Source organism: Cyclobacterium jeungdonense (genome assembly GCF_010994275.1).
GTDB classification, from domain to species: Bacteria; Bacteroidota; Bacteroidia; order Cytophagales; family Cyclobacteriaceae; genus Cyclobacterium; species Cyclobacterium jeungdonense.
On sequence record NZ_WMCD01000008.1, the window covers coordinates 236,605 to 251,454 of the forward strand.

Annotated in this window: 15 protein-coding genes and 1 tRNA gene; 5 read left to right on the forward strand and 11 right to left on the reverse strand. The window is 41.0% G+C overall.

Features of this window, described 5'->3' with window-relative positions; translation table 11 throughout:
• Positions 1-7 precede the first annotated feature (7 nt).
• From GKS34_RS16525 to GKS34_RS16545, 5 genes are all read right to left on the reverse strand, one after another.
• Entirely contained in the window at positions 8-1,297 is a 1,290-nt protein-coding gene (locus GKS34_RS16525) for a hypothetical protein (RefSeq protein ID WP_163386081.1), read from the reverse strand.
• A gap of 2 nt (positions 1,298-1,299) precedes the next feature.
• The gene (locus GKS34_RS16530) at positions 1,300-2,229 is read right to left on the reverse strand and encodes a hypothetical protein (RefSeq protein ID WP_163386082.1); all 930 of its coding nucleotides are present in this window, start codon (positions 2,227-2,229) and stop codon (positions 1,300-1,302) included.
• A gap of 261 nt (positions 2,230-2,490) precedes the next feature.
• Complete coding sequence (locus tag GKS34_RS16535; RefSeq protein ID WP_163386083.1) at positions 2,491-5,016, reverse strand: ATP-dependent Clp protease ATP-binding subunit; 2,526 nt, start codon at positions 5,014-5,016, stop codon at positions 2,491-2,493.
• Positions 5,017-5,100: 84 nt separating this feature from the next.
• Positions 5,101-5,736 (reverse strand): WbqC family protein, encoded by a 636-nt coding sequence (locus GKS34_RS16540; protein WP_163386084.1) that lies wholly within the window; start codon positions 5,734-5,736, stop codon positions 5,101-5,103.
• Positions 5,737-5,799: 63 nt separating this feature from the next.
• Positions 5,800-6,429 carry an L-threonylcarbamoyladenylate synthase gene (locus GKS34_RS16545; RefSeq protein WP_163386085.1) on the reverse strand — a complete coding sequence of 210 codons (630 nt, stop codon included), beginning with the start codon at positions 6,427-6,429 and terminating at the stop codon, positions 5,800-5,802.
• Positions 6,430-6,648: 219 nt separating this feature from the next.
• Between GKS34_RS16545 and mltG the strand changes: the two genes are divergently transcribed.
• The 4 genes from mltG to GKS34_RS16565 all read left to right on the forward strand — a co-directional run bounded on the left by mltG (position 6,649) and on the right by GKS34_RS16565 (position 9,304).
• Positions 6,649-7,695 (forward strand): endolytic transglycosylase MltG, encoded by a 1,047-nt coding sequence (mltG, locus tag GKS34_RS16550; protein WP_163386086.1) that lies wholly within the window; start codon positions 6,649-6,651, stop codon positions 7,693-7,695.
• Positions 7,695-8,123, forward strand: coding sequence for an acyl-CoA thioesterase (locus GKS34_RS16555; RefSeq protein WP_163386087.1), 429 nt, complete (start codon positions 7,695-7,697; stop codon positions 8,121-8,123). Before mltG ends, GKS34_RS16555 begins: the two co-directional genes overlap by 1 nt.
• Positions 8,120-9,079 carry a YihY/virulence factor BrkB family protein gene (locus GKS34_RS16560; RefSeq protein WP_163386088.1) on the forward strand — a complete coding sequence of 320 codons (960 nt, stop codon included), beginning with the start codon at positions 8,120-8,122 and terminating at the stop codon, positions 9,077-9,079. Before GKS34_RS16555 ends, GKS34_RS16560 begins: the two co-directional genes overlap by 4 nt.
• Before the next feature lie 140 nt (positions 9,080-9,219).
• A tRNA-Ser gene (locus tag GKS34_RS16565) sits at positions 9,220-9,304 on the forward strand.
• Positions 9,305-10,181: 877 nt separating this feature from the next.
• On the opposite strand, the gene GKS34_RS16570 is transcribed toward GKS34_RS16565, so the two are convergent.
• Both GKS34_RS16570 and GKS34_RS16575 read right to left on the reverse strand, forming a co-directional pair.
• Positions 10,182-11,027 carry an agmatine deiminase family protein gene (locus GKS34_RS16570; protein WP_163386089.1) on the reverse strand — a complete coding sequence of 282 codons (846 nt, stop codon included), beginning with the start codon at positions 11,025-11,027 and terminating at the stop codon, positions 10,182-10,184.
• Complete coding sequence (locus tag GKS34_RS16575) at positions 11,014-11,556, reverse strand: uracil-DNA glycosylase family protein (RefSeq protein ID WP_163386090.1); 543 nt, start codon at positions 11,554-11,556, stop codon at positions 11,014-11,016. The genes GKS34_RS16570 and GKS34_RS16575 overlap by 14 nt, the downstream gene beginning before the upstream one ends.
• Positions 11,557-11,736: 180 nt before the next feature.
• Here GKS34_RS16575 and GKS34_RS16580 point away from each other — a divergent pair, with 180 nt between their 5' ends.
• Positions 11,737-11,967: a hypothetical protein gene (locus GKS34_RS16580; protein ID WP_163386091.1), complete on the forward strand. Its 231-nt coding sequence runs from the start codon at positions 11,737-11,739 to the stop codon at positions 11,965-11,967.
• A gap of 52 nt (positions 11,968-12,019) precedes the next feature.
• On the opposite strand, the gene GKS34_RS16585 is transcribed toward GKS34_RS16580, so the two are convergent.
• From GKS34_RS16585 to GKS34_RS16600, 4 genes are all read right to left on the reverse strand, one after another.
• Entirely contained in the window at positions 12,020-12,259 is a 240-nt protein-coding gene (locus GKS34_RS16585; RefSeq protein ID WP_163380139.1) for a hypothetical protein, read from the reverse strand.
• Between the two features lie 210 nt (positions 12,260-12,469).
• Complete coding sequence (locus GKS34_RS16590; RefSeq protein ID WP_163386092.1) at positions 12,470-12,640, reverse strand: hypothetical protein; 171 nt, start codon at positions 12,638-12,640, stop codon at positions 12,470-12,472.
• 177 nt (positions 12,641-12,817) lie between these two features.
• Positions 12,818-13,567: a hypothetical protein gene (locus GKS34_RS16595; protein WP_163386093.1), complete on the reverse strand. Its 750-nt coding sequence runs from the start codon at positions 13,565-13,567 to the stop codon at positions 12,818-12,820.
• 322 nt (positions 13,568-13,889) lie between these two features.
• Positions 13,890-14,756: a hypothetical protein gene (locus tag GKS34_RS16600; protein ID WP_163386094.1), complete on the reverse strand. Its 867-nt coding sequence runs from the start codon at positions 14,754-14,756 to the stop codon at positions 13,890-13,892.
• Positions 14,757-14,850 lie beyond the last annotated feature (94 nt).

A 14,850-nucleotide genomic window follows, 5' to 3' on the forward strand; every position in this document is an offset into this window, starting at 1 on the left:
TCTTAATTCAAGAGGAATTGCCCGGCTGCAATTTGATTAGATCCTGAATTTCTCCCCAGGGTTTTTTCATTCTTGCGAGGGCATAAACCTGCTGAGCCTTGTCCAGTGCAAGCGAATTCACATACGTCGGAATGCTTCCATCCGGATAATAGACAGGACCGTGATCCGTATATTTCCCGGAAGGAATGTGGTATGTCACCCAATGAAGATTTTCCAATGCTTTGGCGGCCCCTTTGGCAATTTTCTTCCTTTCGCCCAGTCCATCACCTACAGGTCCTCCTGTAAGGTAGTGAAGGGTTTCTCCATCAGGTGCCAAATCAAACCCCAGGTAACCATAACTAAACTGGTCAAACATGCCACTTCTTTTCGAAGCCGAGGAACACAGGCGGTCGATTACCTCCAATTGTTCCTTTTTAGGATCAAACCGAAAGAGGTACCCCGAATTGCCGTGAATACCATAAGCTGTGTTTTCTGCCCCGTGCCAAAGAATTTTACGCCAGTTGTACCCCATGTCTCCTGGTATTTTGGGATCGTAATATCCAAAGTAATCCCGTCGCATGTGAACGTTCCGGAGCTTTTCAGGTCTGGTTTTTAGGTAGGGACTATAGGAGAAGATATCTCCCTCTGCATTGGTGAAATACACCTTTCCGTTATCAGGAGCGACCAGCATGGAGCGACACAATACCCGGTAATCCTTACCCGGAAATCCGGCTTCCCCTTTTTCAGCGATGGAGGCTATATGTATGATTTCCTTGCTTCCCGGATCAAAATGAATGAAGTTTCCATAGGGCCAGGTAATGGCGTACAATTGGTTGCGGTGCGTGTCCATGGCCAGACTCAAGATTCCTTCCCCATTGGGTACCATTCCCAGATCTTCCAGCCTTTCCGTTTCCAAATTCCAGCATAAAAAATGTCCACCAGGATACAATTTCAGGCCATTTGGAGGGTTCTCGGGTAGCCGTTCCATACCCTGAATCATTTCGTAATGGCCTACATGCGTACCAAAGTAAAGTTTCCCTCCACTTTCGAAAAAAGGAACGTGGCTTTTGCCTTGTGGGATGGCATTCCGTTCGGATTCTCCACAGGCTTCGGTCAAATCAGCCAGCCAGTCGATTTGCTCAGTTTCAGGATCAAAGCGAAAGAGCTGCCCTCCTTTTTCCAGAGATTCGGATGAAAGCACATAATACAACCTACCGTCACTGCCCCTGCTCAGTGACTGGTAGGAATCGTGGGCCAGTTCAAAACCAGAATCGTAAGCTTTGGCCAACAGGCCCTTTTGAGTATCGTTATTAGTCAATCTCAATCTGCTTTTTGCATTTTTTCGTAGCGGTAAAGAACTGGGTCAACACGTAATTTCTTTTCGCTAAGGGTAAAATAACTATTTCCATCAGGACTAAATGCCAGCGCTTCCCCCTGGGGTTCGGGATCGTAAGGAAGAAGCCTGGGCTTTTGCAGCAGGCATTCTTCGAGAGACATGCCCGGTTCTCTTTCCCAATAATACACTACCCAGTAGTTTTTTATGATCACCTGTAAGCCATTGGCTGAAATATCTCCTCCAACTGAAAGTGTTACAGGCAATTCCATCACCTTTTCCAAAACCACTGTATTTTCATCGTACAGGTCTGCTGCGGCAGCTTTGTACAGCGTATTGCGGGCATTCCTTTTTGTCAATACATACAAATCTCCGCTGATAGGATCTATTAGTAACGTTTCCGCATCTTTGGCTCCATCGGGATACCTCAGCATAATCTTTTCAGGTACTACCGTCATTTCCTCTTTTACCACTCTGGGTTCCGGAACTCTAAAAATAATCAATTCTTCGTATTTGCTGAAATTATCGCCAATATCTCCCACGTACAGGTAGGGCTCTCCCTCTTTGGGACCAGGGCCCATGGCAAGGTCTTCCCAATCCCGGTTAGCTACTCCTTCCAGCTGAAGCGTTCCCTGATACTTGCCAGCGGTATCCAGTACGTATATTTCAGGAGATCCATCGCTGTCATTGTGCACATAAATCAACTCTGGAAACCTACGGGAGACGGCCATCCCACTGGTTTCGTCAATAAATTTCTCTTCAATCTTAGCGATCTTTTTTGGCCCTGTAAAAATAGAATAAGCTACCTGAGGGTTGATTTTCAGGTCATACTTCTCCTGAAGCTTTTCGGATAGCAAAAAGGGAATGATTGATAATAAAAAGAAAAGTTTAATCAATTTTTCGATAAAAATATTCATTTTTTCATTTATTAAACGCTATACGCGGCAGTTAGAGAAAGGGCATCTACGAAATGTGTTTTTCATTTTCTTCAAAACTTTTGCCTACGGCTTAATTTGCGAAAACCCGATTAAAAACGAATTAAAACAGGTTGGTTTAGCCTATTTTTACGAAAAAAAACAACTCATGTTTTTAAAAACCGGGTCTGCTTTAACAAAAAGGAAAGGACAGCCGAAATGGCTGCCCCCCAATAATGAATAGTGCTTGATATAACTGCCTATTTAATCTGCTTTTTCCTTTTTAGTTACTTTGATTTCCAGCGCATCACCTTCTCCGGAATAATCCGCTATGATCACGTCTCCTTCCGAAAGCTCCCCTTTAAGAATCTCTTCTGCCAGTGCATCTTCCAGATACTTCTGAATGGCTCTATTAAGGGGTCGGGCACCATACTGCTTGTCGTAGCCTTTTTCCGATAGAAAATCTTTGGCCTTGTCTGTCAACTCGATGTCATAACCCAGATCGGTAATTCTGGTAAACAACTTCTTCAGATTAATATCGATAATCTGGTGTATATGGTCTTTGGTGAGCGAGTTGAAAATTACCACATCGTCCAATCTGTTAAGAAATTCCGGACTGAATGCTTTCTTAAGTGCATTCTGAATGGTGGATTTCATCACCTCGTCCATATTTTCTTCTTTGGCTTTGGATGCAAAACCGATTCCTGCACCAAAATCTTTCAAATCCCTGACACCGATATTGGAGGTCATGATAATGATGGTATTTCGAAAGTCGACTCTCCTACCAAGTCCGTCGGTCAACACCCCGTCATCCAATACCTGAAGAAGGATATTGAAAACATCTGGGTGAGCTTTTTCGATTTCATCAAGCAAAACAACAGAATAAGGCTTTCTTCGAACTTTTTCCGTCAACTGACCACCTTCTTCATAACCGACATAGCCTGGAGGCGCTCCTACTAACCTGGAGACAGAAAATTTCTCCATGTATTCGGACATGTCAATACGGATTAGTGAATCGTCTTTGTCAAACAAGTAGGTAGCCAGCATTTTTGCCAATTCAGTTTTTCCAACCCCGGTTGGGCCCAGAAATACAAACGAACCGATGGGCTTTTTAGGATCCTTCAACCCTACCCTTGTTCTTTGAATCGCTTTGGTCAGTTTTTTTATGGCTTCATCCTGTCCAACTACTTTGCCTTTCAACTCTTCTCCCATGTTGAGCAACTTGGCTCCTTCATTTTGGGCGATTCTTCTGGCAGGAATACCAGTCATCATGGCAATCACCTCGGCCACGTTATCCTCTTCTACGGTGTAACGTTTGGTTTTGCTATCTTCCTCCCACTTGGCTTTGGCATTCTCCAATTGCTCAAGGAGTTTCTTTTCTTTATCTCTGAGTTGAGCAGCTTCTTCGTATTTCTGACTTTTTACTACCCTGTTTTTTTCTACTTTGATTTTTTCTACTTCTTCTTCCAGCTTCAGGATGTTTTCCGGCACATGGATATTATTAATATGTACTCGGGCACCTGCTTCATCAAGGATATCAATAGCCTTATCCGGTAGAAAACGATCTGAAATATATCGGTCCGACAGGTTTACGCATGCCTGAATGGCTTCAGGAGTATAATTTACATTATGGTGATCTTCGTATTTATCTTTGATGTTTTCCAAGATCTGAACCGTCTCCTCAGGGGAGGTAGCATCTACCATCACCATTTGGAATCTTCGGGCCAAAGCACCGTCTTTTTCAATGTACTGCCTGTATTCATCCAACGTAGTAGCTCCAATACATTGAATCTCTCCTCTGGCCAGGGCAGGCTTGAACATATTGGAAGCATCCAGGGAACCACTTGCTCCACCAGCGCCCACAATGGTATGTAACTCGTCGATAAACAAGATCACATTTGGAGATTTCTCCAATTCGTTCATCACCGCTTTCATACGTTCTTCAAACTGCCCGCGGTACTTGGTACCGGCTACCAATGAGGCAAGGTCCAGTGTTACTACCCTTTTATTGAATAATACCCTGGAAACCTTTTTCTGTATGATTCTCAAGGCAAGACCTTCAGCTATAGCCGTTTTACCAACTCCAGGTTCACCGATCAGAATGGGATTGTTTTTCTTTCTTCGGGAAAGGATTTGCGCAACTCGTTCAATTTCTTTTTCCCTGCCAATAATGGGGTCTAATTTATCTTCTTCCGCCATGCGGGTTAGGTCGCGACCGAAATTATCTAAAACGGGAGTGCGGGATTTCTCAGCTGAACCTTTAGAACTCCCGGAAGAACCACTAGAAGAACCAAACAATTTAGATCCTTCTTCATCCGAATCATCTGCCTCTGTGCCAGACCGCGGAGTTTGATCTGTCTGAAATTCCAGCATTTCCTTCACCGAATCGTAAGTAGCGTCAAATTTTTGAAGTATTTGGGTAGCGATATTATCCTCGTCTCGCAAGATTGAAAGCAGTAGGTGTTCGGTACCTATAAGCTGACTTTTGAATATTTTAGCCTCTAAGTACGTGATCTTTAATACTTTCTCGGATTGCCGGGTCAATGGTATGTTGGCCAGATTTTTAACATTATGGTTTGCTGTGCCCTTAACCGCCCGCTCCACGGAATTTCTCAGCTCATCCAAAGGGACGCCAAGTTTCTTTAGAATGGAAACAGCCACACCTTCTCCTTCGCGAATCATTCCTAACAAGAGGTGCTCTGTACCGATGTAATCATGCCCCAATCGCAAAGCTTCTTCGCGGCTGAGGGAAATCACCTCTTTAACTCTGTTTGAAAATTTTGCTTCCATTATATCCTTTCTTATGGTATTATTTCAAATCGTTGATTAATGTTATTGAATTTGTGTTAAAAACACAATACTTTTGCATATTGTTCAATTACTTTTTTCTGACAAGTTCAAAATGCGGTTGGCACCGGGACCTTCACAGAAAAACAAATCCACAATAGACAAATCAGGTACAAAGTCTGCGCCAAATATTTGCTGATAAGGGTAAGGGGCATAGACGTTTCCTCTCTCTTTCAGTCTTTTAGGGTGAATCAGGCCCCGAATATCGCGATAGGAGAATTCTTCCACCTGTTTTTCACTTACCTCCAATATGACATCCCATCTCAGAAATGTGAGACAAAGTGTCAGTAGTTCCCGATTTAAATCCAATAAATACGGATGCTTTCGTAAATATACACGCTCCAAGTCAGAATAAAAATACTCAAAAAAAGGAGACTTTCCATAAGCGCTCTGTATTCCTTTTAAGTGAACATTCAACCACTTTTGCTGGTAATCGATTCTGACATCCCTGATCGGCTGTTTTTTCCTGACACCATGCACCGGTACACTGAGCACCTCCGTTTTATTTGCCAACAAAACCACCGTTTTATTTACAAATGACTGCCTTCTCATCAAGTCCCCACCGGGAAGAATAATTTTCCGGCTATCTCCTATCGCAACAAAATAGGAAAGGGGCGGTAAATACAAGGCATCTGTGACGACTTCGGGAGACTCCTGATTCATTCAACTCGATTTCCTTAAAGTTAGGACTAAGAAAGGCTTCTCACAAAAGAAACGCCATATTCCTCAGAGGATTTCACTAATTTCCCCCAAACCTTCCCGCACTACTTCTATTTGATCACCGGTACAATCAATGACTGTAGATGCCACATTATTACCGTATCCTCCATCAATGACCAGATCTACCAAATCTTTGTACTTTTCATAGATTAACTCTGGATCGGTACTGTATTCAATCACATCATCCTCGTCACGAATGGAGGTGGTGAGGATAGGTTGCCCCAGCTCCTTTACCAATGTCCGGGGAATGCTGTGATCTGGGACGCGAATACCCACGGTTTTCTTTTTGTTATTCAACATTTTGGGCACTTTATTGTTGGCGTCCAAAATAAATGTAAAAGGACCGGGAAGTGCCTTTTTCATCATTTTGAATACAGGAGTGCTAAGCGCCCGGGTATATTCAGCAATATTGCTGAGATCATAGCATATAAACGAAAAATTTTGCTTTTTGGGTTTAACTCCTTTGATCAAACAGATCCTTTCTATCGCTTTCTGGTTGAAAATATCGCATCCCATACCGTAAATGGTATCCGTAGGATAAATAATTATTCCTCCCTGTCTCAGGACCTCCACTATTTGGTTTACCCTTCTGGGGTCCGGATTTTCTGGATAAAGTTTGATAAATGCCGCAGCCATAATCGATAATTAAAAAGCCCTCCCGGCAACTTTTTCCCGATGCCAAACAATAAAATAAAACAATTAATCTTCAATATGAAAGCACAGCTGTGTTTTTATCTGGATTTTATTTGTCCAGAAAACCAAGTCCCTGTTTTAATAGTATATTTGTCTAAAACATTGAAAACAGGACCTGCACGCTAAAAGGACGCTATGCCAGCAGGTCAAGCAAAGGATCGCATGCTTACAGACAAAAAAAAGAAATACCTACTGGTGGGGTTAGTGGCATTTTCTGTTTTACTGACCTCGCTAAGTTTTTATTTTTACCAGGCTTTTTTTTCGCCAAATACATTGGTAGATCGTGACAACCCGGAAATATTCACCATTCCTACTGGAAGCTCATTCGACGAAGTGCGGGATAGCCTGATAGCAAAGGGCATCGTCAATGAAATCATTACTTTTAGCTTTGTCGCTAAGGTGATGAACTATACCGAAGCTGTGAAACCTGGCAGGTATACCATTCAACCAAAGATGTCGAACCGGGAACTGATAACTTTGTTGCGTTCGGGGATGCAAACACCCGTAAACATTACGTTTAACAACATCCGCCTCCCGAAGGAGCTGGCCGAAAAGATCACCTCCAATCTCGAAATGGATCAAAATGATTTTTTATCCCTGCTGGAGGACGGTGCTTTTCTGGAAAAATACGGTTTTGACACCTTATCCGTCATGTCTATGTTTATACCCAATACTTATGAGGTGTACTGGAACCAGGCTCCTGTAGAGCTATTTGATCGCATGTATCGGGAATACAATCGATTTTGGACTGATGAGCGTAAAGCCAAAGCTGAACAACTGCAAATGAGTCCACTGCAGGTATCCACATTGGCCTCCATTGTGCAGGCAGAGACCAACAAAGCCGACGAAAGACCGGTGGTAGCAGGGGTATACATTAATCGACTGGAGCGGAACATGCCCTTGCAGGCCGACCCCACATTGCTATTTGCCTTGGGTGACTTCAGCATCAAACGGGTATTAAACGTCCACAAGGAAGTGGAAAGTCCTTACAACACGTACAAATATGCTGGTCTTCCTCCTGGCCCAATTAATCTTCCGGAAATCAGCTCCCTGGAAGCGGTGCTTAATTACCAGGAGCACAATTATTTGTATTTTTGTGCCAAGGAAGATTTCTCGGGTTATCATGCCTTTGCGAGGACCCTTCGAGAGCATCTTAACAATGCCCGGCGGTATCAAAACGCTTTAAATGCTTCAAAAATCTACCGATAATGTTTACAAAAGACCATCAGCTCCGAGTTAGGTATGCAGAAACGGATCAAATGGGCTACGTGTACTATGGCAACTACGCCACTTACTACGAGGTAGCTCGGGTGGAAGCGTTGAGGAGTATTGGGTTTTCTTACAAAGAAATGGAAGAAAATGGTATCATGATGCCTGTGTTGGAAAACCAGAGTCGGTTTATCTTGCCGGGAAAATACGATGAAGAACTGACCATCCGTACCAGCATCAGGGAGATTCCGGGAGTACGCATCCGGTTTCACTACGAAATTTTCAACGAGCAGCAGGTATTGATCCATACCGGGGAAACTCTCCTGACATTTCTCAAAACAGATACGCACCGACCTTGTCGCCCCCCGGAAAAACTGGTAGAAATGATGCGCCCTTATTTTGAAACTTCAGTTAAAAACAACTCGTGAAAAAGCGGATCAATGGATTTCTGGAGGGGCTACACGTGCAAGCCTTAAAACTCAGGCCGATCCATTTTGGCAATCCGGATCAGAATCTTTACGATGTAGGGAAAATCTTTTTTCACCATCTCCGAAAAGACGATGTTTTCGAAAGGGCCAGTGCTATGGCATTTAATTTTACCGTGGCCATGTTTCCTTTGCTTCTATTTTTACTAAATACCATTCCTTTTATTCAGTTCTTTTTTCCAGAAGTGACGACTGCAAACATTTTATTGTTTGTCCGCGATATTTTGCCTGATAATATTTACGATGAAGCGGCTCCAACCATTATGGATATTGTCAGTAAACCCAGGCAGAGTTTATTGTCGCTGGGCTTCTTCCTGGCCTTGTACCTATCCACCAATGGAGTGATATCCATGATGAATGCCTTTAATGCTGTATACCGGACCAAAGAATACAGGAGCTTTTTCCGCACTCGGTTGATTGCTGTAAGTATTGTATTTGTTTTGGTATTAAGCATTTGCGGTGCCGTTTTGGTGATGTTGGTAGGCAGTGAATTGTTGTTGCGTATTTCGGAATTCGAATTTGTAAGCAACAGCATTTATTACTATTCCCTTGCTTTTTTCCGATTTTTCGTGTTGCTCACGCTATTTATGATAGCTACGGCCTATATTTTCCGTTTTGCTCCTGCGGTGCATGACAAGTGGAAGTTTTTTTCTACCGGCTCGGTGGTAGCCGGCTTTTTGATTACGCTGGGATTTTTCCTTTTCACTTTCTATTTAAACAATTTTAACAGTTATAATAAATTATACGGTTCGATTGGTACCATGATCGCGGTCATGTTTTGGTTATGGATCACTTCCATTTTGGTCTTGATTGGTTTTGAGATCAATGTGAGTTTGGACAAGGCAGGAAGCAAAAAGCGGCCGGAAAAGGTCTTGTTGAAAAAAGAAAAAAATAACTGATTCAGCTATTTTTTCAGCGGCAATTATTTGTAAAAGCTAGAATATGACCTACCTTTGCAGACCGAAACCTGATAAATTGATCAGGGAGAACAGAAACCGATGGATAATGTTTACGAGTCGGAACAGGTTATTTAAAAATTAGAGGAGTGGCAGAGTGGTCGATTGCGGCGGTCTTGAAAACCGTTGAACCGCGAGGTTCCGGGGGTTCGAATCCCTCCTCCTCTGCTGAATAAAACCCTAACTACTTGAAATATAATAGGTTAGGGTTTTTATTTTTTAGTCAGGGGCGAATTCAGGGGCGAATTATAACAATTTTTGTCTTGCCCATATACAATTCGTTAAGAGGCAAAGCTTTTTTTGCCATTTATTATTTTCCTAAAATTTATACCTCCTTTGGTATACATCCCCTCCCCTATCCCAATTTATTTAAGAACTTTAGCTTCCCCTTTATCTCCAATGGTAAAAATGGCGTTAATCCCACTCTCTCACCTCCCCTGATCCTTACGTCCAAGATTATTACTTTGGCACTATCAACAAAGATTTTAATATTGTCTGAGTGAAGGTTGGTGTTTTTTTATACTACCTCGCTTCTGGATATTTCCTATGTTTATTACTTTTTGCTGCAGAGCATGTCCCGGGCAGCGAAGCGAGTCGGGATCAAAAAGTAATCAACCTGTCCTGATAACTCAGGGAAACCCCGCTCCGCCACGGCGGACACGCGCTATTGTGTATCTTTTGGCTAAAATCCGTACACTTCGCTCACAGAAGCAAACCCCTCTGGGTTTTGGATGAAGGATATTTAATAAAGAGGGTATGTCATTCCAAAACCCCTCGTCAGACATGCTTCTACCTTTGCCAGCTCTCAGCCCGGATTTCTTGTAATCTACAAGGCGGAAGTGCAAAGCGCTCTCCTATTCTTGTCACTACCTTTATGGTAATTATTTTGGGAGGACTCCACTTTCCAGTCAAGTATAAGCATAGTGAGGGATTTCGGAGCAATTCACTGCCCGCCCTACGGTCAGTTTCTTAGGAGCAATGCTCAATTTTAGCAGTTCAGCCCCCATTACCCTAATACAATTTTATTGTGCGTTTTTATTCATTTTCAGTCTTTTATCGTCCACGTTGAACAGTTCAATAGACCGCCATGAAGTCCGATTTCATAGCAATTAATCGTCTCAATTTTCCTGTCTGGAAAAATCTCCTTGAACTTGTTGTAAACTTCTTGGTCTTTGTTTTTTTCTGTTTCAAATATTGGCAGTATAATCAGGTCATGGACTTCCAAGTAGTTTACATAGCACCCAATTGCATGGTCAGGGTAAGTTTTTTCTTTGTGGTCAAGAAATGGAATATCGATATAGTCAATTCCTTTCTCTTTTAGGACTTTGTTAATTCCGTCCTTCCAATATTTATATTCTTGTTCTCGGTCGTTTCCAAGTAGTGTATTTTTGTCAACGAATCGAACCATCCCATCTGCATGACCTGTCATATCAGATTTAATTTGTGGAATAACGATTATTTCGACTTCAAGAAGTTTTTCAATATCTCCAATCAAGCGGTTTTTATTTAAATATTCTGGGTTCTCGTCAAAAATTCGGTCAGTAATAATTGCTCTATCTGACCAATTCACGACATTTCCACCGTCAAGGTTGATTTTGGAAAATTGAGGGTCCAGGTTGTTGGCTCTACAAACTTCTTTTGGATTTAATTGAAGTTCTAACTCGTTTTTTAGGTAAGAGGGTTCATAACGGAATTGTAAAAACTTTCCCTTTTCAATCTGAATTGGCATGTAGTCTCTGCACCAAATGTCTTTTGTGGCTTTTAACAAATCATACTTTATTGAATGCTTTTCAAGAAGTCCAATTAAAGTATTGCAGGTCTTTGTAAATCTCTTGTCATCCTGCAGATTTTCTGAAAAATATACCGTATCTGTTTCTTTACCTGTGACCATCTAATAAAAATCTTGTCCATTCAGTTTGTTTGTCTTCTCGGTAAAATCTGGCTGGAGTGGTTAAAGCCTTGAAAGCAATCCCTTTGTTTTCACAATACTTTTGGATGTTTAAAAGCTGCCTTTTCATGTTCGGTATATCAGAGAAAGTTTTTCTTGTAAAGCAAACCCTTTTCAGGTTTGGAAGAGTGTCAATAAGTGCTATGATGTCTTTCCATCGAGTTACTTTGTTGTCGATGTAGCCATCATAGTAATTGGCTTCTTGACCTTCTTCAACTTTAATTTCTTCAATCAGGTCAGTAAGGTCAATTTTATGTTGCTTAATAAAATCTAATTTTTCCTGCTTAGAAGCACCTTTTAAGTCTGCCTTGCCAAAAGCTGTTGGAAGGAGTCTCCACAAATAGTTTCTGGTTCTACCATAGAAAAATTCAGCATCATTGTCCGCTGTTTCTGGATTAAAGGTTCCGATTATCAGCGTTTCTACTTTTGGATTTATTTGGTGGTCTAAAAATCTATGTTGAACTGTAATCATGTCGTTTCTTTAAATGCACTACAAAATTCAAATTTAATACAAAATAATTAACTATCCTTGTGCAACAAATAATTCTAATACATTGATATAAAGATATTTATATACACATTTCCAACTAAATCACTTTTAATTTACCGAGAATTTGATTAAATTAAGGTATTATTTTTAACTATTGAAGCCATGAAATTTCTCATCAAACTAATCCTCGTTTCCTTTATTGGCATGGTAGCCATGTTCGGTGCCCTGGGCAGCGAGAACGAATGGCCAGGTCTGATAGTGGCCATTACGGTGTGGGTTTGGTTTATCTATTCCCTATCTAAACCCAACGAATACAATTCCGACAGAAAGATCAGGGAGCTGGAGCGCAGAAACGAGGAGCTTATGAGGAAACTGGAACAAAGAGGTCACTAATAATCGGGTCCAGTAATATTTTTCTTTCAATACCCCAAAAGCGGCTATAACATCAAAGGTCCAGTTTCAAGCCTTCAATTTCCAATTCTTTAATATGCATACCGGCCAGAATCAAATCATCCCCTTCGATGGCTTGCAGGATTTTTTGAATCAATTCATTTAGCTGTTTTCCCTTTTCCAATCTTTCAAAGGGAAAGGGATCCAGGTTCTGGTCTATCAGCTGGTTGATCTTCCGTTCAATCTGAACCTGCCGGTTTTTCAATTGCATTACGATCAGGGAGATATCTTTCATTGTTTATTATATTAACATTATACCGTCAATAATTTAAACATTAAAATTCGGTTTTTCTTCACCAGCAACCTTTTTCTCTGTTTAACAAACTCCACCAATAATGAACCTTTAAAAGGTAATTTCTGCTTCTGGTGTATCCCACTTAACAGAAATAGGTATAGGCCACTTATCCATGCTCCTGATGCTAAAAATCCGCTTGAGGTCTTTTTTTCAGGGTTTCGATTTTTTCACCCCCCCTCCTTTCGGAGCAACTACGTTTTTGCTGATATAGGCCGCATGGGTTTTCCCACATTGCTCCGGCTCTTTCAGTGAGGTAACTTCAAATACCAGGTATTTCTTGCCGTAACAGCCGGCTATATGGTCTTTTTGGATTTCCCCCACGGTATTTTTAAAAAAGTTAGAAAACTTCCTCAGGAAACCCTATTTTTTGATCTTGCGATGCGTACCCTTGGTAGATGGACCACTGTTCTCATCTTTTCATAGAGCAAACTACATCAAACTCGTGTTCCAAGGCTCTAAAAATACCAATTCAACTGAAATTGTAAAGAATCATTTTTATCATACCTTCTCTTTTAATGCTCTTCCTAATTGCTGATAATATTCATCTGACATGCCGTGCGCCGTTGGATGGGGAATAAAAACATAGGAGGTTGGGGAGCCTACAAAAACTTTGGCCGTCTTTTCTGAAGTAATTTTTAATTCCAGCAAATCACTTCCGTCAAGACCCGCGATGGCTTTATACTTATCGCCATAAGCTTTCCCATAAAACACAACCATTTTTGGTTGGTTTACTTTAATGAGCTCTTGAAGTCCCTGTATCCTGCGATTTTCATTTTCTTTTTTATAATTCTTCCTGGTGAAGTTTTCATCACCAAGCCATTCAGTATAATTAAAATCATTGGCATTTGGGGAGGGCAGAGGGAATAGCTCCAGCATACAATTATCTGATTTAAGGCGTCCCCAACCCTTACTTTGCTTTTCTTTGATTTTTTCCGCTGAATAAGTCTCAGCTTTGTAGGACAGCAAGAGTTTAATCAAACCTTGCCAGGTTCTTTGAACAGCGGGGTTGCCATCTCTGAACAAAAAATCGAAATTCTTTCCCTTATCATCCGTTATCCTATGGTGGAAATCATATGCATCTACTACCTTTCCAGCCCCCATTGCTTTCCATACTTCTAGCCTTGACTTTATTTCCTCCAGGGTAGCACCACCCCCTTCTTCCATGCCAATGAACCAGATATCACTTTTAAGATTACCGTAGCCGTAAAAGTCCTTAATAAAGCTGTCAAGTTCTTTTCTTAATTCCATAAAATAATTATTTTGAATAGTAAATATTTTTATTCCTCACTTTAAAAAACAAAGCTAGATGGCTAAAATAGGGCTTTAATTAGGAAACCTACATTTTTTTTAAAATTTTAGCTTTGTAATCATCTGACCGAAGAATTATTGTCCGAATTGGGAATAGTTAAAAGCATAGGGATAACGATAAAATCCCTTTTTTGGAGATGGTGCAGAGAAAAATACCTGAACGGAAGCTAAGCGGTAACCCGATTCCACCGGTGAAGCGAAAAAGCCCAACTAAACTCATTAAACAGTTCTCAAAAAAGATATTTTAAATTGCATGGTTAAATTACACTTGCTTAGGCATTTCAACGCTGATCAGTTTATCAAAGAGATCTGTTTTTAAAACGGAAAGGTTGTTCTTCCAAAGCTCGCCCTCGTATTTTACCTCTACCAAACCAAAGTATCTCATAAAATTTTCAAAAACACGATAGGAAAAACAATTTTCACAATCAACAATTCGGTTGCTATATGGGGGATCGGGGACATTTAGCAAATCCGGAAATGCCTTAAAATATTTTTGGCCATAAAAGCTGTTCCTTTGCCATTCATGGCCGTATCTGCTTAATAGGATGAGGGAAAACCCAAAACCAATTTGGCCGATACCGTTTTCTCCAAACCCATCAAAAAAGGCCCAATTGAACTTTTCCCCGTAGGTTCTTATGATCAATCGGGTTAGCGCATCGTCATTTTGTATGATTTTTTGTCCCTGCTTGGTCAAACTCAGTTTATTTGACCGTTTTTTTACCAGTCCCGAGATGATAAGCAATATCCTTGATAAAGTAATAGCAGGTACATCTGCTTCCCGAAGTTGTTTAGCTGATCGTAGTTCAAAATATTTGTCCTTAATTAGGCCTAGATCATAGATATCAGCCACCACATTCAACGGAAGGAATCCCAATTTTGTCAATTTGAGCTCACCCTTATCCTCTATTAATGTAGCGAGGTATTTAACCTGATTTAATAATGGTATTTTTCTGTAATCGGCAGCATCCAATTTCTGCAAACTAATTGGACTGCTTGGTTCAAAAGTAAAGTGCAAAATCGAATGCATTTCTGCCGGTGAATACCCTTCAAATTCAGGGACAGGCCGGTTATTTTGGCCATTCATTAATCTATTCAGGTGCTTTTGCAGATCTTCAAGCATTTTCTTCATTTTGAAAATAAAATTAAAAAGATAAAGCCACATGTTAGGCATAGCAAGAGCAAGTATTTTAAGCCTACGTTTCAATGAAATATCATAAATATGG